The sequence below is a fragment of the Acidicapsa acidisoli genome (assembly GCF_025685625.1).
Classification (GTDB): domain Bacteria; phylum Acidobacteriota; class Terriglobia; order Terriglobales; family Acidobacteriaceae; genus Acidicapsa; species Acidicapsa acidisoli.
In genome coordinates this window covers 579,270-598,714 of record NZ_JAGSYI010000004.1, presented here as the reverse complement: position 1 = coordinate 598,714, position 19,445 = coordinate 579,270, and the positions used below count along the sequence as shown (strand labels likewise).

At 56.6% G+C, this 19,445-nt stretch carries 15 protein-coding genes, 1 tRNA gene and 1 pseudogene; 11 read left to right on the top strand and 6 right to left on the bottom strand.

Annotation, left to right across the window (positions count from 1 at the left end; genetic code table 11):
• The first annotated feature begins 328 nt into the window (after positions 1–328).
• The 7 genes from ychF to OHL23_RS24330 all read left to right on the top strand — a co-directional run bounded on the left by ychF (position 329) and on the right by OHL23_RS24330 (position 9,722).
• The gene (gene ychF / locus OHL23_RS24360) at positions 329–1,435 is read left to right on the top strand and encodes a redox-regulated ATPase YchF (RefSeq protein WP_263354635.1); all 1,107 of its coding nucleotides are present in this window, start codon (positions 329–331) and stop codon (positions 1,433–1,435) included.
• A gap of 150 nt (positions 1,436–1,585) precedes the next feature.
• Positions 1,586–3,109, top strand: coding sequence for a sensor histidine kinase (locus OHL23_RS24355; RefSeq protein ID WP_263354634.1), 1,524 nt, complete (start codon positions 1,586–1,588; stop codon positions 3,107–3,109).
• Positions 3,106–3,555, top strand: a complete 450-nt coding sequence (locus OHL23_RS24350) for a response regulator (protein WP_263354633.1) — start codon at positions 3,106–3,108, stop codon at positions 3,553–3,555. The genes OHL23_RS24355 and OHL23_RS24350 overlap by 4 nt, the downstream gene beginning before the upstream one ends.
• A 19-nt stretch (positions 3,556–3,574) precedes the next feature.
• Complete coding sequence (locus tag OHL23_RS24345; protein ID WP_263354632.1) at positions 3,575–5,854, top strand: PAS domain S-box protein; 2,280 nt, start codon at positions 3,575–3,577, stop codon at positions 5,852–5,854.
• A 435-nt stretch (positions 5,855–6,289) separates the two neighbouring features.
• Entirely contained in the window at positions 6,290–7,276 is a 987-nt protein-coding gene (locus tag OHL23_RS24340; RefSeq protein WP_263354631.1) for a YXWGXW repeat-containing protein, read from the top strand.
• 155 nt (positions 7,277–7,431) lie between these two features.
• A complete protein-coding gene (locus tag OHL23_RS24335; RefSeq protein ID WP_263354630.1) occupies positions 7,432–7,785 on the top strand; it encodes a hypothetical protein in 354 nt (117 codons plus the stop codon).
• A 77-nt stretch (positions 7,786–7,862) separates the two neighbouring features.
• Positions 7,863–9,722: a PQQ-binding-like beta-propeller repeat protein gene (locus tag OHL23_RS24330; protein ID WP_263354629.1), complete on the top strand. Its 1,860-nt coding sequence runs from the start codon at positions 7,863–7,865 to the stop codon at positions 9,720–9,722.
• 92 nt (positions 9,723–9,814) lie between these two features.
• On the opposite strand, the gene recJ is transcribed toward OHL23_RS24330, so the two are convergent.
• On the bottom strand, positions 9,815–11,704 hold the full coding sequence (recJ, locus tag OHL23_RS24325; RefSeq protein WP_263354628.1) for a single-stranded-DNA-specific exonuclease RecJ: 1,890 nt from the start codon (positions 11,702–11,704) through the stop codon (positions 9,815–9,817).
• Positions 11,705–11,773: 69 nt separating this feature from the next.
• The gene (locus OHL23_RS24320; RefSeq protein WP_263354627.1) at positions 11,774–12,262 is read right to left on the bottom strand and encodes a hypothetical protein; all 489 of its coding nucleotides are present in this window, start codon (positions 12,260–12,262) and stop codon (positions 11,774–11,776) included.
• Between the two features lie 128 nt (positions 12,263–12,390).
• On the opposite strand from OHL23_RS24320, the gene OHL23_RS24315 reads away from it, so the two are divergent.
• The 3 genes from OHL23_RS24315 (at position 12,391) to OHL23_RS24305 (ending at position 13,422) form a co-directional block, all read left to right on the top strand.
• A complete protein-coding gene (locus OHL23_RS24315) occupies positions 12,391–12,741 on the top strand; it encodes a (2Fe-2S) ferredoxin domain-containing protein (protein ID WP_263354626.1) in 351 nt (116 codons plus the stop codon).
• Between the two features lie 130 nt (positions 12,742–12,871).
• Complete coding sequence (locus OHL23_RS24310) at positions 12,872–13,150, top strand: DUF507 family protein (protein ID WP_263354625.1); 279 nt, start codon at positions 12,872–12,874, stop codon at positions 13,148–13,150.
• Complete coding sequence (locus OHL23_RS24305; protein ID WP_263354624.1) at positions 13,147–13,422, top strand: DUF507 family protein; 276 nt, start codon at positions 13,147–13,149, stop codon at positions 13,420–13,422. The genes OHL23_RS24310 and OHL23_RS24305 overlap by 4 nt, the downstream gene beginning before the upstream one ends.
• 210 nt (positions 13,423–13,632) lie before the next feature.
• Here the strand turns inward: OHL23_RS24305 and OHL23_RS24300 are convergent, their stop codons facing one another.
• The 3 genes and pseudogenes from OHL23_RS24300 to cydB all read right to left on the bottom strand — a co-directional run bounded on the left by OHL23_RS24300 (position 13,633) and on the right by cydB (position 17,133).
• Entirely contained in the window at positions 13,633–14,532 is a 900-nt protein-coding gene (locus tag OHL23_RS24300; protein ID WP_263354623.1) for a class II fructose-bisphosphate aldolase, read from the bottom strand.
• A gap of 87 nt (positions 14,533–14,619) precedes the next feature.
• Positions 14,620–15,648: a phosphogluconate dehydrogenase (NAD(+)-dependent, decarboxylating) gene (gene gnd / locus OHL23_RS24295; protein WP_263354622.1), complete on the bottom strand. Its 1,029-nt coding sequence runs from the start codon at positions 15,646–15,648 to the stop codon at positions 14,620–14,622.
• Positions 15,649–16,117: 469 nt separating this feature from the next.
• A pseudogene (cydB, locus tag OHL23_RS24290) lies at positions 16,118–17,133 on the bottom strand (cytochrome d ubiquinol oxidase subunit II).
• Between the two features lie 721 nt (positions 17,134–17,854).
• On the opposite strand from cydB, the gene OHL23_RS24285 reads away from it, so the two are divergent.
• Positions 17,855–17,929: transfer RNA gene (locus OHL23_RS24285), tRNA-Glu, on the top strand.
• Positions 17,930–18,615: 686 nt separating this feature from the next.
• Here the strand turns inward: OHL23_RS24285 and OHL23_RS24280 are convergent.
• Complete coding sequence (locus OHL23_RS24280) at positions 18,616–19,344, bottom strand: response regulator transcription factor (RefSeq protein ID WP_263354621.1); 729 nt, start codon at positions 19,342–19,344, stop codon at positions 18,616–18,618.
• Between the last annotated feature and the right edge of the window lie 101 nt (positions 19,345–19,445).

Below are 19,445 nucleotides of genomic sequence, written 5' to 3'. Positions count from 1 at the left end.
ATGTATGATTCCGTCCGACGTTTGTCTTCTCAGCGAAGCGTCCGGCCACTGGTCTATTTTTACCGGCAAAGAACGGGATACCGAATCATCGAGTGCATCGGCAAGAATGCGGCGGGTGCAGAATGCCAGACAATCGTGATAGGTTCCGGGAACTGCGTCGAGCCATGGACGAGCCGGTCCAGGAAGTAACGGCTGCGGACAATGGGACGGCTCTTGAACCGTCGGTCTCACAAGCTCTGCTTGCCAACCCCTTATGATGGACAAAGCGGATTCTTCGCATTCCGCCGAGCCGATGTGTACGGCAATTTGTTCAGAGTAAGGATTACGAATGGGATTCAATTGCGGAATTGTCGGTTTGCCGAATGTGGGCAAGTCCACGTTGTTTAATGCGCTCACCGAGACCGCTGCGGCTGAGGCCGCCAACTACCCTTTTTGCACCATCGAGCCGAATGTGGGCCGCGTGGCTGTGCCGGATGCGCGGCTGGATGTGCTCGCGAAACTGGCGGACTCGCAGAAGATTATTCCGACACAGCTTGAGTTTGTGGATATTGCCGGGTTGGTGCGTGGGGCTTCGCGTGGTGAGGGGCTGGGGAATAAATTTCTGGCGCATATTCGCGAGGTGGATGCGATTGCGCATGTGTTGCGTTGTTTTGAGGACGGCAATGTGACCCATGTGGAGGGTTCGGTCGATCCGGTGCGGGACGCGGAGACGGTGGAGACGGAGCTGATGCTTGCCGATCTGGACAGTCTCGAACGGCGCGTGACGGCGGCGCAGAAGAAGGCCAAGGGTGGCGATCCAGAGACGAAGGCGCAGTTGCCGGTGATGGAGATGGCGCTGGAGGCGCTGCGGGCAGGGAAGTCGGCGCGGACGATTGCGCCGGAGCTTTCTCATGACCAGTATAAGATTTTGCATCAACTGGGTCTGATTACTTCGAAGCCGGTGCTGTATGTCTGCAACGTCGAGGAAGGCTCGGCGGGGACGGGCAATGCGTATTCGGCGAAGGTTGCGGAGTTTGCGAAGTCGCTGGGTGCGGTTTCGGTCGTGATTTCGGCGGCGATTGAGGCTGAGGTTTCACAGCTTGGCGAACCGGCGGAGAAGAAGGAATTTCTGGAGTCGCTGGGGTTGGAAGAGACGGGCTTGGCACGGGTGATTCGGGCCGGGTATGGGTTGTTGGGGCTGCTGACGTTCTTCACGGTCGGTCCGAAGGAAGCTCATGCGTGGACGGTGGAAAAAGGCTCGAAGGCACCGCAGGCCGCGGGGGCGATTCACTCCGATTTTGAAAAGGGGTTCATTCGCGCGGAGACGATTGCCTATGAGGACTTTGTCGCGGCTGGTTCCGAGGGTGCTGTGAAGGAAGCGGGCAGGATGCGGCTTGAGGGCAGCGACTACCTGGTGCAGGATGGCGATATCTTCCATTTCCGCTTCAAGGCGTGACGAGAGACAGAGAAAAGTGGCTAGAATTACATCGACCGGGTCAGTTCCGTTGTGAGATGAGTGGGGTCCTCTGGTTTTAGGGGAGCGGTAGAATTCGGAGAAGTTACAGGCGCAGTGGAAATTTGACTCCGCGTCGACGTGAGGCAGACCATGGCGCTAATTTTGGCCCGGCCGAATCTCCAATTGCAGTTTGCACGTTCCCCTGTGCTGCGCTACGGTCTTGCGGTCACTTCCTTCGTTATTGTCCTGAGCTTGGCGCTTCTGGCGCAGCGTTACGGTTTCCACAACGTGGAGGTGCCGCTATTCCTGTTTGCCATTGCCGTAACTGTCTGGTACGCAGGAGCCGGACCTGCGATTCTTGCGGTTGTACTTTCGAGTCTGGCGTTCGACTACTTCTTTACTGAACCTCGGTACAGCCTCTACGTTAAGAGTTCTGAGATCCCGTACTATGCTGTCTACATACTATTTGCGTTACTTCTAGTCTGGTTCAGCGCAGTCCGGCGCCGCGTTGAACAACAGCTTCTGGAATCCCGTGACGAACTCCAGAGGGAAGTGACGATACGAACCCAACAGGCCAGCCTGCTCAATCTCACGCATGACACTATTTTTGTGCGTGATATGAGTAATGTCATTTCGTATTGGAATCGAGGGGCTGAGGAATTGTATGGGTGGAGGGCAGAAGAGGCAATCGGGAAGGAGAGTTACCAACTCTTGCTGACAGAGTTTCCGGTACCGATCGAAGAAATTCGCACGGAGTTGCTGCGCACCGGCCGCTGGGAAGGCGAGCTCCGGAAGTCCAAAGCCGACGGATCCAAAGTAGTGGTGGCAAGCCGATGGTCTCTGCGCCAGGATGAGCAGGGGCGGCCAGTTGCGATCCTGGAAACGAACAATGACATCACGGAACGCAAGCGCCGGGAGGAAGATATTCAAAGCCTCAACCAGGAACTTGCAATGCGCTCCACGGAACTCGAATCCATCAACAAAGAACTTGAAGCGTTTGCCTATTCCATTTCGCACGACCTGCGTGCCCCCCTTCGGCATATGGCAGGCTATGCGGAGTTGCTTCAAAAGAAGGCTTCTTCGGTTCTAGATGATAAGAGCAACCACTATATGGTGATGATTCTCGATTCGGCTAAGCGTATGGGCGATCTGATTGACGATCTGCTGGCATTTTCGAGGATTGGGCGGGCTGAAACGCAAAAGACAGTGTTTGACCTGACGCAGCTCGTAAAAGAGGCGCTTACCGAAGTTCAGCAAGATTCAGAGGGACGCAACATTGCCTGGAATATCGGGACATTGCCGGAATTCTATGGGGACCGTTCGATGTTGAGGCTTGTGATGGTGAATCTACTCTCGAATGCTATTAAATTCACGCGCACGCGCCCTCAGGCCGAGATCGAGATCGGATGCGCCAATGGAAGCGCAGAGGACTTAGTTATATTTGTCAGGGACAACGGAGTGGGCTTTGATATGAAGTATGTCAATAAGCTGTTTGGCGTGTTTCAACGGCTGCATCAGTCGGATGCATTTGAAGGAACTGGCATTGGACTGGCTACGGTTCAACGGGTTATACATCGTCACGGAGGGAAGGTCTGGGCCGAGGGCGTGGTTGACGGCGGCGCGACTTTCTATTTCTCAGCTCCGAGACCACGAGGGCAATTATGGAGAGCATGAACAGGCTGGGGCGCATCTTAATGGTTGAAGACGATCCCAAAGACGTGGAACTTTCTCTCACGGCGCTTGAGGATTATAACCTCGCCAATGAAGTGATTGTTACTCGCGACGGCGCAGAAGCCCTCGATTACCTGTATTGCCGCGGGGAATATGAGACGCGCCCCGGCGGCAACCCGGCCGTCATGCTTCTGGATCTGAAACTGCCCAAGGTCGACGGGTTGGAGGTATTGAGGCAGATTAAGTCCGATGAGAAGCTGAGAATGATTCCCGTAGTTGTGCTCACCTCATCGAAAGAGGAAAAGGACATGGTGGCAAGCTACAGACTCGGAGTGAATGCGTATGTGGTCAAGCCAGTTGACTTTCATGAGTTTGTGAACGCGATTAAAGAACTGGGCGTGTTTTGGGCAGTGATTAACGAGCCGCCGCCGGGCAGCGTAAGGAAGTGAGTATTGTGAGGAAGAGAGCATGCCGCACCCATTGCGGATTCTATCGATTGAAGATGATCCTAAAGACACGAAGCTGATTCAGGATCTGCTTGAGGCGGAAGGCGTCGTCTGCGAAGTAACACGAGTCGAGACTGAGGCTGCGCTGCTCGTTTCCTTTGAGCAAGGCGGAATCGATCTGATTCTGGCGGATTACACGCTTCCCTCCTTCGACGGCATCTCCGCGTTGAAGATCGCAATGAACGCGTGTCCGGAGGTTCCGTTCATTTTTGTTACCGGAACGCTCGGTGAAGAGGTTGCAATCGAAGCGCTCAAAACCGGCGCAACGGATTATGTTCTGAAGACGCGTTTATCGCGGCTTGTGCCGTCGGTGCAACGTGCGCTGCGCGAAGCCAAACAAAGGGCCGAACAGAAGCAGGCCGAGGATCGGCTTCGCAGGGTTATCAACACAATTCCGGCCCATGTCTGGAGTACTCTGCCGGATGGCTCCACTGATTTCGTCAATCAACGTCTGCTGGAGTTCACCGGAGTTCCGATAGAGGACATGGTGGGCTGGGGTTGGAAAGTTATTGTTCATCCGGATGATCTGCCAGGAGCCATCGCCGCATGGCGCACTTCTCTGACGGTTGGAGAACCGACGGAACTTGAATTGCGCCTGCGGAGGGCTGACGGAGAGTATCTTTGGTTTCTTGTCCGCAGAGTTCCGCTGCGCGACGACACGGGACACATCGTCAAGTGGTATGCAACGGGTATTGAAATCGAGGACCGAAAGCAGACCGAGGACCGGCTGCGGAGGAGTGAAGCATATCTGGCGGAAGCACAGCACCTGACTCGGACTGGCAGCTTTGGATGGAAGGTTTCTTCTGGCACGATCCTATGGTCCGAGGAGACTTACAAGATCTTTGGAGTCGATAGTTCAAGCAAGCCGGCGCTGGAGTTAATCGCTGAACGCACGCATCCGGACGACAGGGAACATGTCGAGAGGGTGATCTACGAGGCATCGCATGGCGGTACAACGATGGATGTGCAGCATCGTTTGCTGATGCCGGACGGTGCGGTCAAGCACCTTCATGTTGTCGCTCATGCGGTCACGGATTCCTCTGGCGAGGTTGAATTTGTCGGGGCGGTAACCGACATTACACGGGAAAAACAGGCTGAGGATGCGTTGCGGAAGAGCGAGGAGCAGTGGCGGGATGTCTTTGAACACAATCCGACGATGTACTTCATGGTGGATGCCGGCGGTCAGATTATGGCTATCAATCCATTTGGGGCCGAACAGCTTGGCTACAAGATCGCCGAGTTGGTCGGTCAGCCGGTTCTGAGCGTTTTTTGCGATGAGGATCGCGAGGCGATTCAGCAGAATCTGGCTGGATGCCTGGCGCATCTCGGCGAGGCCAGAAACTGGGAGGCCCGCAAGGTCCGCAAGGACGGCAAGGCGCTTCGCGTTCGCGAGACGGCTAAGGCTGTGGCGCGGGAGAGCGGTCCGATCGTCCTGATCGCATGCGAAGACATCACGGAACAGAGGAGAGCTGAGGAAGAACTGCGGAAGGCGCAATCGGATCTCGCGCGCGTCAACCGTGTAACGACGATGGGAGAACTGACCGCGTCCCTGGCGCACGAGGTGAACCAGCCGATTGCGGCGGCCGTTACCAATGCCTACGCCTGCCTGCGATGGCTGGCGAGTGATTCTCCGGATCTCGAAGAGGCCCGGGGTGCGGCGATGAGAATCGTGAAGTGCGGGCAGCATGCCGGGGAGATCGTCAGCCGGATCCGGCTCTTCTTTGTGAAGAGTTCGCCGGTTCGGGAGCCGATTGCGATGAACGAATTCATACGCGAGATGATCGTTTTGCTTCGGAATGAAGCTGCGCGATTTTCGATATCGATTCGCACCGATCTCGCCAAGGACCTTCCCGTGGTTATGGGAGACAGGGTGCAGTTGCAGCAGGTGTTGATGAACCTTATGGTAAACGGGATCGACGCGATGAAAGATGTGGATCGGAGACGAGAACTGACGATCCGCTCGCGGCGAGCGGAGGACGGGCAATTGCTGATCACGGTCGACGATACGGGGGTGGGTCTGCCCGAGCAGGAGACGAGCCTGATCTTCAATGCTTTTTTTACTACGAAGGCTCACGGCACAGGGATGGGGCTTCGCATCAGCCGCTCCATTATTGAGAATCATGGCGGCCGATTGTGGGCGGCAGGAAACTCTCCTTGTGGAGCGAGGTTCTGCTTCACGCTGCCCGCGCAGCCCATGCAGACGACCGAGAGGAGTCCGGAATCGCATGAGGTCCTCACGTAATCGCGACGCCGAATCGCGACGAAACCGTAATTGTCTGGGCATTGGAGACCTACGGTAAGAAAACTCTTTAGTTTCAATGTTTTTGGGCCGGGCCGGACTCTCGGATGCGGACTAGCGATTTCTGAGGATAAGCAGATCAACCGGTGAAGCTCTATTTTTGGGCCGCCCGGCTGGGCTTGCCATGGTTGCAAACAATGGTACGGAATGTGCAACGGAGGCCTGACGCGGAGTGGCTCGCTGCGGTATAAACGCGAAAGCTCATCACTTTTTGTTCCTTCAGCGGGCAACTTCCCGAGCCGCTGAGGGTTCACAAGGCAGTAGGTAGGCTGAGTTTCCAGCAGTCGCCTCTCAACGGATTTAACGACAAGACGGTTGTCCGGTTCGGTATTTGTCCCTCAGAAGCCGGATCGCCTTGAAAGGGTTTGGAGGATTCCAATGAAAGTGTTTCGCTCTGCACGTCTTTTCTTTCTCGCGGCTCTGCTTTGCCTCGTTCCGGCATCTTCTTTTGCTGGAGTGTTCATCAGCATCGGAATTGCACCACCGGTACTGCCGGTATACGTGCAGCCACCCTGCCCATATGACGGGTATATGTGGACGCCTGGATACTGGGCTTATGGAGACGATGGCTATTACTGGGTACCAGGCGCGTGGGTGCCTGTTCCTACGCCGGGATACCTCTGGACGCCTCCGTACTGGGGCTTTGAAGGCGGGCACTATCTCTTCCATGAAGGCTATTGGGGACCGCATATCGGCTACTACGGTGGCGTGAACTATGGGTTTGGCTACATGGGCGTGGGATTTGCCGGCGGCGAATGGCGCGGCGGCCATTTCTTCTATAACACGGCCATCGTGCACGTCGGCGGAGGGTTCCATAACACCTACGTCAATGAGACGATCGTTCACAACACGACCGTCATCAACAACAATCATGTTGCCTACTCTGGCGGCCCCGGCGGCATTCAGCATCAGCCGACGGCTGAGGAGCGAACGGCGATGAGCGAGCGTCACGTGGCTCCGACGGCGGCGCAGCAGCAGCACATTGCAGCGGCGGCGCACGATCCACAGCAGCACTTCAACGCCAACCATGGGCACCCGGCGACAGTTGCGGCTGCGAGGCCGATGACGGCTCCGGCGCACACGCAATCGGCGATGCAGAATCACCCGGCGCAGGCAGCACGGCCCGCAATGGGCAACACACCGCAGGCGCATACGCAAATGGCGCCGGCTAACCAGTCGCGGCCTGCTGCGGAGTCTCGCCCGGCGCCAGCCGCACACACGGCACCGGCAGCACGTCCTCAAATGGAGTCCAGGCCTGCGCCAGCAGCGCAGTCCCGTCCGGCTCCCCAATCCCATTCGGAGCCGCAGTCGCGCCCGGCGCCTAAACCATCCGGCGGTGAAAAGCCGCACGGACATGGTCGCTAAGCTGGATCAGGCGACCTAAACTGCACACCCCTCGCAGCCCATGGCCAACCCGTGGGCTGCTTTTTTCATCCCTTCAGAGTGCAGGCTGATTGACCGGCGTGTGCTCTCTTTTTGATGTTTGCAAGGCAACTCATTGAGTTGAAACAGGAGGAATCGTGAAGAAGATAACCGGAGTCTGGATGGTTACGGCTGTGGCAGGTGTATGTTTTATGGGCGCTAACGCGAAGCCGTTGCATGCGGCGACTGAAGGTGCGGCGACGTCGCTGGCCTACATGCAGGATCGTGGATGGGAAGAGCCTCCGCAGGAGCTCGATGAAGTCTCGCGCAGAGGATTCCACGATGGTATCGAGGGCGCGCGCAAAGATTATGACAATCATCGCCGACCCGATGTGAATAATCGCGAGGAGTTCCGCCATCCGCATGTGCCGGATCGTGACCGCGAGGCCTATCGCCACGGTTTCGAGCGCGGCTACCAGGTTGGTGTCGAGCACCTGTATCGCGGCCGCTAGCATCATGGCCACTGCAAGGTAATGCGCGTCCGCTGCCTGTATACTCTCCCTGAAAACGCTTTCGGGGGATAATGAGGATGCTGTCTGGCGATTCGCGAAGCCTGCTTCGCTTTGCGCATGGTGTGGTTTGTTGCTTATGCCTGCTTGCGTGTCTGGTTGCGCCGCTCGTGGTTTCTGCTCAGGTGGATGTTCTGACGCAGCACAACGACGAGGGGCGCACCGGGGCAAACCTCAAAGAAACGGTGCTGAAACCGGCGAACGTGGATGCCAGGCACTTCGGCATGCTCTTCAAGCGAATCGTTGACGATCAGCTTTATACGCAGCCGTTGGTGGCCACAAATGTGAAGATTGGCGGCGGATGGCATGACGTTGTGATCGTGACAACAGTGAACAACAGTGTGTATGCCTTCGATGCGAATGACGCACAGGCCACTTTGCCGCTATGGCATGTGAACTTCGGGACTCCCGCGGACCTGCATGATGCCGACTTTGGGTGCCTCGATATCAACGGCAAGATGGGCGTTATCGGCACTCCGGTTATCAACGCCGAGAAGACGACGTTGTATATCGTTGCTTTGACCAAGGCTAGAGACGGCTTCGAACAGCGTCTTCACGCGCTCGATCTGTCCACGGGAGCTGATCTGCCGAATAGCCCTGTGACGATTGAGGCTCCTGGCTTTGATGCGCTGATGCAGAATCAGCGGCCGGCTCTGCTGCTCTCTGGCGGTAGTGTGTATGTGGGCTATGCTTCCCATTGCGACAAAGAGCCGTATCACGGATATCTGCTGGGCTACGATGCGGCTTCGCTCAAGCAGATCGGTGTCTTCAATACTTCGCCGGATGGGGAGGGCGCAAGCATCTGGCAATCGGGTCAGGCGCCGGCGGTGGATGACAAGGGCAATATCTATGTCGTGACGGGGAACGGAAGCTGGAATGGGACGACGCAGTTGAGCGAGAGCTTTCTCCGGCTCGATCCAAGGCTGCATCTGCTGGATTGGTTTACGCCGACCAATCATTTTCAACTGGACAAGGATGACAATGATCTCGACTCCTCAGGCGCGACGCTGATTCCGGGTACGCATCTTGTCATCGGAGGCGGCAAGGAGGGTGTGTTGTACGTGATCGACAGAGAGCATTTGGGCCATCTGGGCGATGAGCATGCCGTGCAGCACTTTCAGGCGACAGGTTCGCATCTGCACAGCATCGTTTACTGGAAGAGCGCGAAGAATGGCGAGCTGTTGTATCTCTGGGGTCAGCGGGACAAAGAGCGGGTGTACCGGTTTCACGGCGGGAAGCTGGATGAGACGCCGTTCATGACCAGGCCGGAGAGGAATGAGGGGCATCCGGGGGCGATGTTATCGCTATCCGCGAACGGGGAGAGGGATGGAATCCTCTGGGCTGCGATTCATGCCTCGGGCGACTCCTGGCACGAGTCACGGCCCGGCATTCTGCATGCGTATGATGCGGACGATATCCAGCATGAGCTTTGGAATTCGCTGGAGAAACCGGAGCGGGATGATTGCAACAACTACTCGAAGATGGCTCCTCCGACGGTTGCGAATGGGAAGGTTTATCTCGCCAGTTTTGGCACGGAGAACACAGGGACCGGGCAGTTCTGCGTCTATGGTTTGTTGCCGAACGGGCCCGCTCCGGATGCGCCAGCAAAGATTCAAGCGACGGTACGAGGCAGGTTTGTTGATGTGTCGTGGAGTCCCGTGGCGCGGGCCACGACGTATACGCTGGAGGCTACGCAAGACGGTGCGTCACGCATTGTTGCGTCGGGTTTGACGCGTCCAAGCTTTACAGAGGCGGCGGCAGAGAAGGGAACCACGCAGTATGTCGTGATGGCGGTGAATGGGAATGGGCAGAGCGTTCGCTCTGGGATTGCCAGCGTGACGATCAGTAAGGTGCCTGCACCACGCATGATCATGCATTGAATCTGTGGTCTCCCACCCTTCGCGCAGAATACGCGCAAAGGATGGGGCACCCACAGTGTTGGTTACATCTGGATTGAAAGCCCTCACGTAACTTAGCCTGTTCGGACTGCTTCGATTCCGGCTATTTCGATCTGAAGGCCGCCGTATTGCGGGTGGTCGTTTTCACGGATGCGGTACGCAAGGTCGATGACTGAGCCTTGTTCGAGTGCGAGTTCGCTGGCGCGGCGGGCCATGTTCCAGCCGACTGCTTTCATGGGTGCGAGTTTAATTTGCGCGGCGGTTGTTGAGGGTGTCAGTGCTGGAGCCACTTCGAGCCGGATGTGTTTTTCCTTCATCAGGCGCACGGGAGTGGTGAGTTGCAGGTTGCGCGCGACGAAGGCCGGTTCGGGATTGCCGTGGCCGAGCGGGTCGAGTTTGCGCAGCCAGCCTGCTAGGACGGGGGTGACGCGGTCGAGGGGCAGTTCAGCGTGAATGCGCAGGATCTGCTCGGCATCCCGCCCGGCAAGTTTTTGCGCGGCGAAGGCGCAGAGCCGTCGCTCCATCTCGGCCAGGTTTTTGGCGGGCATGGCGAAGCCGACGGCGAAAGCGTGGCCACCGAAGCGGGTGTAGAGGTCGGCGCAGGTCTCGATGGCTTCGAGCAACGGGAAGCCGTCGATGGAGCGGCCTGAGCCGTAGGCTACGCCGTCTTCGACGCTGACGACGATCGCTGGTTTGGCGGTGCGGTCGACGATGCGCGAGGCGAGGATGCCGATGATTCCGCGATGCCATCCCTCGCCGGCCATGACGAGCATCCTGTTTGCGGCGAGTTGCTGGTCGGTTGCCAGGCGCGCTTCGACTTTGCGCAGCACTTCGGCTTCGGTTTCGCGGCGCTCGGTGTTGAGGCGCTCCAGTTTGTTGGCGAGCTCGTGGGCGCGGGCGGCGTCGCGGGTGGTGAAGAGCTCTACGACCTCCGCGGCGATGTCCATGCGGCCTGCGGCGTTGATGCGCGGGCCGAGGCGAAAGCCGAGATCGAAACTGGTGAGCTGTTTGGCGGCGGGGTCGATTCCGGCGGCCTGAAAGAGTGCGCGCAGACCAAGGCCGGCGGGGCGGTGGAGTTCGCGGATGCCGAGCGCGGCGAGGACGCGGTTTTCGCCGCGCAGAGGAACGGCGTCGGCGATGGTGGCGATGGCGACCATCTTCAGGAACGAGGGAATGGTTTTTTCGCGGGTTCGGCTGAGGCCGTTTCGCTCGTCGTGCCGCTGCAGAATGGCCTGGGCGAGCTTGAACGCGATGGCTGCGCCGCAGAGGGATTTTTCGGGGTAGGGGCAGCCGGGCTGGTTGGGATTAAGCAAGGCAACCGCGACGGGGATTTCGTCTTCTGCGTCGGGCAGGTGATGGTCGGTAATGATGAGGTCGAGGCCAAGCTCGCGGGCCCGCCTCGCCTCGGCGAAGGCACGCATGCCGGTATCGACGCTGATGACGAGGCCGACGCCATCGCGCGAGGCTGCTTCGAGCACGGAGGTTTGGATGCCGTAGCCCTCGCGCAGCCGGTGCGGGACATGGAAGCGGACTCTCGCGCCGCTTGTCCCATTTGTCTCATTTGCACCGCTGAGCATCTCGATGGCGGTCTTGAGCAGGACAACGGCGGTGGTGCCGTCGACGTCATAGTCGCCGTAGAGCAGGATGGTTTCGCAGCGCGCGATGGCGAGTTCGAGCCGGTCAACGGCTGCGGCCATGCCGAGCATGAGAAAAGGATCGTGGAGCTGGCTGATCTCGGGGTTGAGAAAGTTGTATGCGGCTTCTGGGGTAGTGATTCCGCGGGCGATCAGCAACTCCGCCACGACCACCGGAATACGGGCTTCGGACGCAAGACTGGCGGCTTCTTCCGGGTGAGGTATGCTAAGCTGCCAGCGTTGCGGCGGAGGCGTAAAGACGGGCTCAGCCGTAACGCCGGCAGCGCCAGCAGCATTTGGAGCGAAAGTAGATTTGAGGCGGGTGTTCACGAGGCGACACTCACTGGGTAGTGCCAGCAAGGCAAGTTCGCTGCGGGACAAAATCCTGCAGGGCGGGGCTTATAGATCTTCGTTCTCTCCGTCCGGGTCGTCGATTACGATGTCCCCGAAGCTTTCGATCCCTTCGAGCAATTCCTGGTAGCGCTCATACCATTCCGTGGTGGTTTCGTGCAGGAACATGATGCCCTGATGGACGAAGCCTAGCTGGATGTATCCAACTTTTCCGGCGTATTTCTGCAGCATTTGCGCTTCGACGAGCTCTGAGGCTTCCTCGTCGGGGAAGTTGAGTTCGCTCGCTTCTTCAATCAACGACTCCAGCTCTTCGCGTTCGAGCTTGACGTCGCTGATGGTGACGAAGACGGCGCCGGCGTGTTTGGCCATCTCGACGAAGTCTTTCCAGGAGTCGGGGTTATCGTCCGGATTTTCCGGACCCTCCCATAGAACGGCGGGAATATCTTCCGTGACGTATCCGGGCAGGCGTTTCATGCCGTGTCCTTCAATGAAGGCCACCATGTCATCTTTAAGTGCTACGAGGTTATCGGTATCCATAGTCCGCTCTCCATTGTCTCAGATGAGATTGGGTAATGGGATGTGCACATCCGATTGAGAGTATCCCAACCTGTGGAAAGCGAGCCAGTAGCGGCCAGATACGATGAGAATTGGAGGAATTTTTCGTTTTGGCCCCTTTTGAACGTCACCTGTTTGTTTGTCACAATGTCCGTCCGGAAGGTGCTCCGCGGCCTTCCTGCACCAACGATGGCAAGAGCGAGTTGCTGCCGCAATTGCAGCAGTTTGCGAAAGCCGCCGGCCTTGCGGGCAGGATTCGCGTCAACAAGGCTGGCTGCCTGGACCAGTGCGAGCACGGTCCGGTGGTCGTGGTTTATCCGGAAGCCGTCTGGTACGGCAGGGTCACGCCAGAGGATGCGGAAGAAATTATCGCCGAACACCTCGTCGGTGGACGACCCGTCGAGCGGCTGCGCCTCAGCGACGACTGCGTGAACACGAAGAGTTGTCCCCATCGGGCATGAAAGCCGATGGAATGAGCGGGGCTGCCGAGCAGGGCAGCCTCAAGCCTTTCCTCCTCAATCAGATATGGCAACGTCGCCGCGCTTTCGGATGTACAGGCGGCGGTCGAATGGGTTATCGTAAAGTCAGTTCATGATCTTCTCCCGCGAATACATCGGATATCTGGCGCGTCGCACGGTCAAGCACCTGGTAGACGCCAAAATGATTCATACCGACCAGGTTGCCCTCGTCGAAGAGCGGGTTGCCGCCGGTTTGACCGAGGAGCTTTCCCTCGAAGACCGCATCAACGAAGAGGTTCGCATCATCCTTGAGGCATACCAGCAGGAGATGTTGAAATCCGGGGCGCAGTATGCGGAGATGTTCAAGAAGGTCAAGGGCGAGCTGACGCGCAAGTATAAGGCGGTGCTATGAGAATCTCCCGCGACAAGCTGAACAAGCTGGCTCACACCGTTGCCGACACGCTGGCAGAGATCGACGAGGTCGATTTTCTGGAGGATCGCAACACCATCCGCCAGGAGGCCCGCAAGGCTCTGGAGCAGTTGCTGCTGGAAGAGACGAAGATCGATCAGGCGGCGCGTCTGAAGATCAGCTCGCAGCGCAAGATTATCCAGGAAGGCACGCAGGAGTGGGACATCCTTTACCGCAAGTACTATAACGACGAGGTTCGCAGGCTGGGGATCTAGCACTGCAAGGAAGGCTGCGCCGAATCAGCGTAGGCTTTGGCACAAGGCTCAATTTGGGGTCGATTCATTACGTGTTTTCCGATTGGTTCCACCAGGACAGGGACTCCCGTAAGTATGGAGTTATCATCTTAGGGCGCAGGAATTCGCCTTATCTTTACCTTTCCAATCCCTCCCAGAATCAAATAGTTAACTCAAATAGAACAATTGCTATCAGGAATTTGGGCTACGTTCTTGAGCCACTGAACCTGGATTGCTAAAAAGTCTGAGTCGCGACTTGACCACTTCGGTAACAGATTCGACGACTAGAGGCAGGATTTTGTAGGGAACAACCTCATCCGGTTTGCCGGCAAGGCTGTCTTCCAAAGTGCGTCGCCATGTAACCCGCAACTCTGTGTTGATATGGATAATGGTTATACCGGCGATGATGGCTCTTCGAAAGTCATCATCGTCGGTTCCTGAACCACCGTGAAGAGTCAGGGGCACTGCGACAGCTTTTCGGATGGCCGCGATCCGTTCAATCTCCAGGTGTTGCTTCGATTCTCCGCGGACCATGCTTCTGGACATGCCGTGCATGTTTCCCACCGCAGGCGCCAGAATGTCGATCCCGGTTTCATCGACAAATTGTCGCGCTTCCTCGGAAGTGGTCAGACCCTTCGACGGGTCAGGCATCACTTCATGAATCTCGGAGCCGCTTCCAATATTGCCGATTTCTCCCTCAATGAGAAAGGAAGGATTGATTGCTTTTAGCGTGGACACTGCCTCTCTGGTTTGACGAATGTTTTCTTCGAAGGGTTTTGCTGAGAGGTCAAAGACAACCGAATCGAATCCCGCCTTGGCCGCTTCTTCCGCGCCAGCGAGCGAATGGGTGTGGTCGGCATTCAGAAAGACTGGAAAATCGTATTCGTCGCGCAAGCTCTTTACCAGAGCCGCGATCTGATGGATTCCCATAAAGGCCCGCTCCCCCTCCGACGCACCGACAATCACAGCCACTTTCAGCTCTTGCGCAGCAGTGAAGACGGCCTTCAAGAGAACTAGATCCGATACGTTGAAGTGGCCGACGGCAACGCGTTGCTGTTGCGCCCGCAGCAAGACATCCTTTAGGTTGTGCATGGGACTGCGCCTCCTTCATAGCCAAGGTTTGCGAGCCAGTATTCTTCCTTTAGTGCGGTAGAGAACGCTCCGATTCCGCCGGAATCATCAGGTCGTAGACTTTCCACCCGGCAACTCTACGTGCCCGCCAAATTGGAATCGCATTGCCGACAGGAGCTTGTCCTGGTAGGATGCCTCTCCGCGCGAACTAAAGCGCTCGTAAAGCGCCGCGGACAGTACCGGGGCAGGTACGCCCTCGTCGACTGCGGCGTTGATCGTCCAGCGCCCTTCGCCTGAATCGGAGACACGCCCCTCAAATTTCGACAAATTGGGATCATCCACGAGCGCAGTTGCAGTGAGATCGAGGAGCCACGATGCGATGACGCTTCCACGGCGCCAAACCTCGGCAATGTCGCGCAGATCCAAGTCATATTGATAGCGCTGAGGATCGCGTAATGGGGTAGTTTCGGCGTTTACCTCGGCCTGTTGTTTGCCGATGTTTGCGTGATGCAGGATCCCAAGTCCCTCGGCGTATGCCGCCATCAATCCATATTCGATTCCGTTGTGAACCATCTTGACGAAGTGGCCAGCGCCGTTGGGACCGCAGTGCAGGTAACCCAGTTCCGCTGTGCCTCCGAGCGCCTCACGGCCTGGTGTTGGCGGAACATCACCAACTCCTGGCGCCAACTGCTTAAAGATGGGATCGAGCCGACGCACAGCGTTGACCTCGCCGCCGATCATCATGCAGTATCCCCTTTCCAGGCCCCATACGCCACCACTGGTACCGACATCCACGTAGTGAATTCCTCGCGACGCCAGCATCTCCGCGCGCCGCTGGTCATCGACGTAGTACGAGTTTCCTCCATCAATGAGCGTGTCTCCAGCTTCGAGGTATGGGGTGAGATCCGAGATTGTCTTGTCCACCACCGCTGCTGGCACCATGAGCCAGAGGGCCCGAGGTTTCTGGAGCTTTTGTACGAGTTCCTGGAGAGAAACGGCTCCTGTTGCCTTCTCTCGAACAAGCTCTTCCACGGCTTTCTGCGACATGTCGAACACGACGCAGTCGTGGCCTCCATTCAGAAGCCTCCGCACCATATTGGCGCCCATCCTGCCCAGACCAATCATTCCAAGTTGCATGAGTTCGCTCCTTTGCACCATTGATTCTGGTCACGCGAGTAAGGTTTCATACCTTTCGCGCGAATTTCACAAACAGTTCGGCAAAACCGATGCCCGTTTTTGGGAGACGGACTCATGCCCGTCGCAGGCGCCGACGCTATCCAATACTAAGGTGTTGGTCGCCATGTTCGTCTAAAATTCTTGCCGGAAGACATCTGGCTTAATGAATAATTCACGACGCCGGTAGAGCTAACCGCCATGGAATAGTTCGTCGATCGTGCATTGCTGCTGAACTGCGTAATGCCACGAAAAAGTGCATCCAAAACAAATTTAAGGTGCATCTGCCAACGGCTGTACGACATATCTTCACCGGCCTCAATGTCGCAGTCACCCTTTCGGTGGCAGGAGTAATTGGAGTAGCCTGCCTGCTCATTGCGTCGTTTTTTGCCAGGCTATCTCCGTGCGCCTTACGGCGGCTGCATAACTGTCCTTAGTAATACCCCTGGGTGTCCCGTCTTACGCTGACTTTTCCCACGTAGCGCCGCGAAATGATGGCGAAATAGACGATTGCCAAAGCGAACCCCACGGGCCACCAGAGAGAGGCGAGACGCAACGATTGCTCGCCGGCAGCGGCAGAATAGGCGGTCATGGAATTCTCTGGAGCCAGAGTGGAATAGGGCATCACCGGGAAAATAGCGGCGCCGCCCGTGGTCAACAAGCCTGCCAAAATAAAATTCGACCCAAGAAACGCCCTCATTTCATGGCCGGCCGTGAGGCCGGAAATCATTGTGCCGGTCGCGATGAAGATTACGAACACTCCCAGCCAGCAAAACGGATTGTGAATCGCCTGTCCAACAACGTTGTGACGAACCACCCAAGACTCAACCGAGATCACCAGAAAGAGCGGAACAACCGCAGCCCACAGATAAGTTGCATATTTGGAACTGCGATCCTGTACTGGGCCTTCCGTTTTCAAAGTGAGATAGGTCGCGCCGTGAGCAGCGAGGATGGTAGCTGCGAAGATTGCAATGGATATCGTGTACCAGTCGAGTAGCCCGACTTGTCCGTGAACGCTGAAATTTGTGAAAAATGCCATCGAGAAATTCCCATCGGCATCGACCGGCACCCCCCGTGCAACATTGCCTGCGGCAGCACCAAAAAGGACGGCTAGCAGACAATTGGAAAATACGAAAACGAAATCCCAGAACCCCTGTCACATGCGATCGTCGATGTGCCCACCAACTTCGATGGAAATGCCACGCAGAACCAGACTCCAGAGAATTAAAAAGAGCGCGAGATAGTAGCCTGCGAAAGCCGAAGCGATGAGACGTGGAAATACCGCTAACAATGTGCCCCAAAACCGACAAGCCACACTTCATGCCATGACCAAAGCGGCCCGATCGCGGCGATCACCTGCCGGCGCTCCTCCGGCGTCCTGGCGACAAACCAGCGAATCATCCCGGCGCCGAAATTGCGCCCATCCAAAACGACATAGATGATGAGCATCAAGCTGACAAGGGCATACCACGCCGCGATCATACGAAATCCCCTTCTCTTGAGCCCCTGACCGAGCTTTCGCGCTCCACCGATGGCTTACCCTTCGGTTCCTGGTCCGGACCGTGGGCGGTTTCTCGACCGGCCAGATATAGGAAGAGCAGACCTAACACAAAGTACAGGCCCACGAAGCCGATTAAAGTGAAGAGGGTATGTTCCATGATCTGCGGCTTCTTTCCTGTCCTCCAGTAACGTCGTCGCCCAGAAGCTCGGTTGATCGTCAGGCCCCGCTCGGTTTCTTCCGGTTAATCCTCTGGTTCGGTCAGCCCGGTGAGGGTGGCGTGTTTCATCCGCCAGGCTTCAAGGACGTCTCTTGGGACCGTTCCCAAAGACTCCTGACTGGTTTCCATGGTGGCTGAAGCCAAGGTAGAAGGCGCCGCCCTTGGAACATATGGGTTCTCCATCGAGGAGAACCAGGCGCTGACCGGGGTTGCCTTTGGTCTCCCACGCGACCAGCACAAATTGCCATTTTCTCTCTACCTTGCGATACTGTTTAAGGTTCACAGGATGTCACTGCTTATTCTCCAATCCGCTCCTTTCGATCCCTTGGTACGAGGGGTACTTGTGCAGGGGCGTGCCACGTATGGTCGTGTGTCTCTGAGCAGAATTCCAGCTTTACTGCAGGAAGGCCTGCCAGACAGCGGGGGTTATCCTGTAAGCTATTGAAAACAATGGCGCTATCGTCTAGGGGTTAGGACGTGAGATTCTCAATCTTAAAACACGGGTTCGATTCCCGTTAGCGCTACCAATAGTCCTCTAAGGTCTTCCGAATCCTTCCAAAAACTGATGTAAATGAAGAACTTAATCGAGCCGTGGGCTCATGATTCTCCATCTCTACGTTGACTTCCGGGGCAATATTTTGGGCAGGTGTCAAACGCCGAGAGGAGGCCCCCGACGCACTCACGGCTGCCGAAGTCCGGAATGTCAATCCAGGTGCGAAGCCTCGAAGTCTCTACTCTCTACGACGAGTGAGGACTGTACTCGGAGATCGCTCCTGCGGGAGGGAAGTAGCGGAGGTTAAAGTGTCGTTTCAATTAGAAAGAAGAGCGCACCTGGCTTGGCGTTTTTCCTGAAGTCAGCTTGAAACAAGCGAGAGTTGCTCGGATGATGCGCGCAAACAGAGGTGCCAGGGCACCGACCCAAGCGAACATCGCAAAAAGTATGACTCCATCACGCAACAAAGTATCGCCAACACGTTTGAGTTAGTTGCGCGTGAGTGCTTTGCGAAGTATTTGAAGATGCGAGCAGCAACTCACTCAATGCGTATCATCCGGCGCCTTGAGCGCGATGTCTCCCACAGACTTTTGTCTGATGCTGAGCGATAGTAGACACCAACTGAGCACCCTGCTTCTGGCATCTACCATGACTAAGAAGGTCGATCCCTTCTTGATCGGGAGATAGAATGCCATTTCTCCATTGCGTTGTCGCTGTTTTCTAACTACATTTCTGCAATTCAGCACTCGGGGTGCGAACAGCGAAAAGATAACCCAAATGCGGATGTGTAATCAGGTATTCAGGATGGGCTGTGTCGTTTTCGAGTTTTTTTCGCAATCCTCCGATTAAGACACGCAGATGTTCTCGACGCTGGGCGCGTTCCGGACCCCAGAGTGTAGTGAGCAATGTGGCGTGAGTGACTGGTTTTCCGGCCTGTTCCATGAGAATATGTAGGGCTCGAAACTCAAGAGGAGTCAGTAGGATATTTGTGCCGGCCTTCTCAACCATATGCAAGGTTGGATCGAGCACGATATCCCTGACTACCAGGCGCTCTGGCGTGGGGTTGAGCGGTGCGCGATAGCGACGGATTGCGGATCGCAGGCGGGCTGTAAGTTCACGTTCAGCAACAGGCCTGATCATGTAGTCATCTGCTCCAGTTTCGAGTGCCATCACCCTGTGGTCAAGGCTGTCGCGGTCGCTCAGAATCAGCACAGGCAAGCGTGCGTTAAAGTTGCGGAGCTGCCTGCAGACCTCAATGCCATCGGCCTCGGGCGCGGGAGAATGAAGCAGAACCGCTTCGTAGTCCATCATGCGTAAACGCAACAGTGCGTGGGCGCCGTTGGATGCTTCTCCCAGATCAAATCCAAATGCGTTGAGTGTGTGACGAAGTTGAAAGCGTTGAGACGCCTCCTCCGCGACGACGAGAACTTTTTCCGGGATGCTATTCATTGAGTCACTCACTACCATTTGAGTTTGAAACGTCATTTGCGTGGTTGTGATGAGGTGTGACGTAGCCGGAGTTTCTGGAAATTCCGGCTACGTCCAGTGCC

Bases quoted from the DNA above. Each gene is read 5' to 3' on its own strand.
- OHL23_RS24305 (WP_263354624.1), top strand. From the start codon at position 13,147: ATGAGAATCTCCCGCGACAAGCTGAACAAGCTGGCTCACACCGTTGCC.
- OHL23_RS24320 (WP_263354627.1), bottom strand. From the start codon at position 12,262: ATGGATACCGATAACCTCGTAGCACTTAAAGATGACATGGTGGCCTTC.
- ychF (WP_263354635.1), top strand. From the start codon at position 329: ATGGGATTCAATTGCGGAATTGTCGGTTTGCCGAATGTGGGCAAGTCC.
- OHL23_RS24330 (WP_263354629.1), top strand. From the start codon at position 7,863: ATGCTGTCTGGCGATTCGCGAAGCCTGCTTCGCTTTGCGCATGGTGTG.
- OHL23_RS24300 (WP_263354623.1), bottom strand. From the start codon at position 14,532: ATGCACAACCTAAAGGATGTCTTGCTGCGGGCGCAACAGCAACGCGTT.
- OHL23_RS24350 (WP_263354633.1), top strand. From the start codon at position 3,106: ATGAACAGGCTGGGGCGCATCTTAATGGTTGAAGACGATCCCAAAGAC.
- gnd (WP_263354622.1), bottom strand. From the start codon at position 15,648: ATGCAACTTGGAATGATTGGTCTGGGCAGGATGGGCGCCAATATGGTG.
- OHL23_RS24280 (WP_263354621.1), bottom strand. From the start codon at position 19,344: ATGAATAGCATCCCGGAAAAAGTTCTCGTCGTCGCGGAGGAGGCGTCT.
- OHL23_RS24355 (WP_263354634.1), top strand. From the start codon at position 1,586: ATGGCGCTAATTTTGGCCCGGCCGAATCTCCAATTGCAGTTTGCACGT.
- OHL23_RS24340 (WP_263354631.1), top strand. From the start codon at position 6,290: ATGAAAGTGTTTCGCTCTGCACGTCTTTTCTTTCTCGCGGCTCTGCTT.
- OHL23_RS24345 (WP_263354632.1), top strand. From the start codon at position 3,575: ATGCCGCACCCATTGCGGATTCTATCGATTGAAGATGATCCTAAAGAC.
- OHL23_RS24310 (WP_263354625.1), top strand. From the start codon at position 12,872: ATGATCTTCTCCCGCGAATACATCGGATATCTGGCGCGTCGCACGGTC.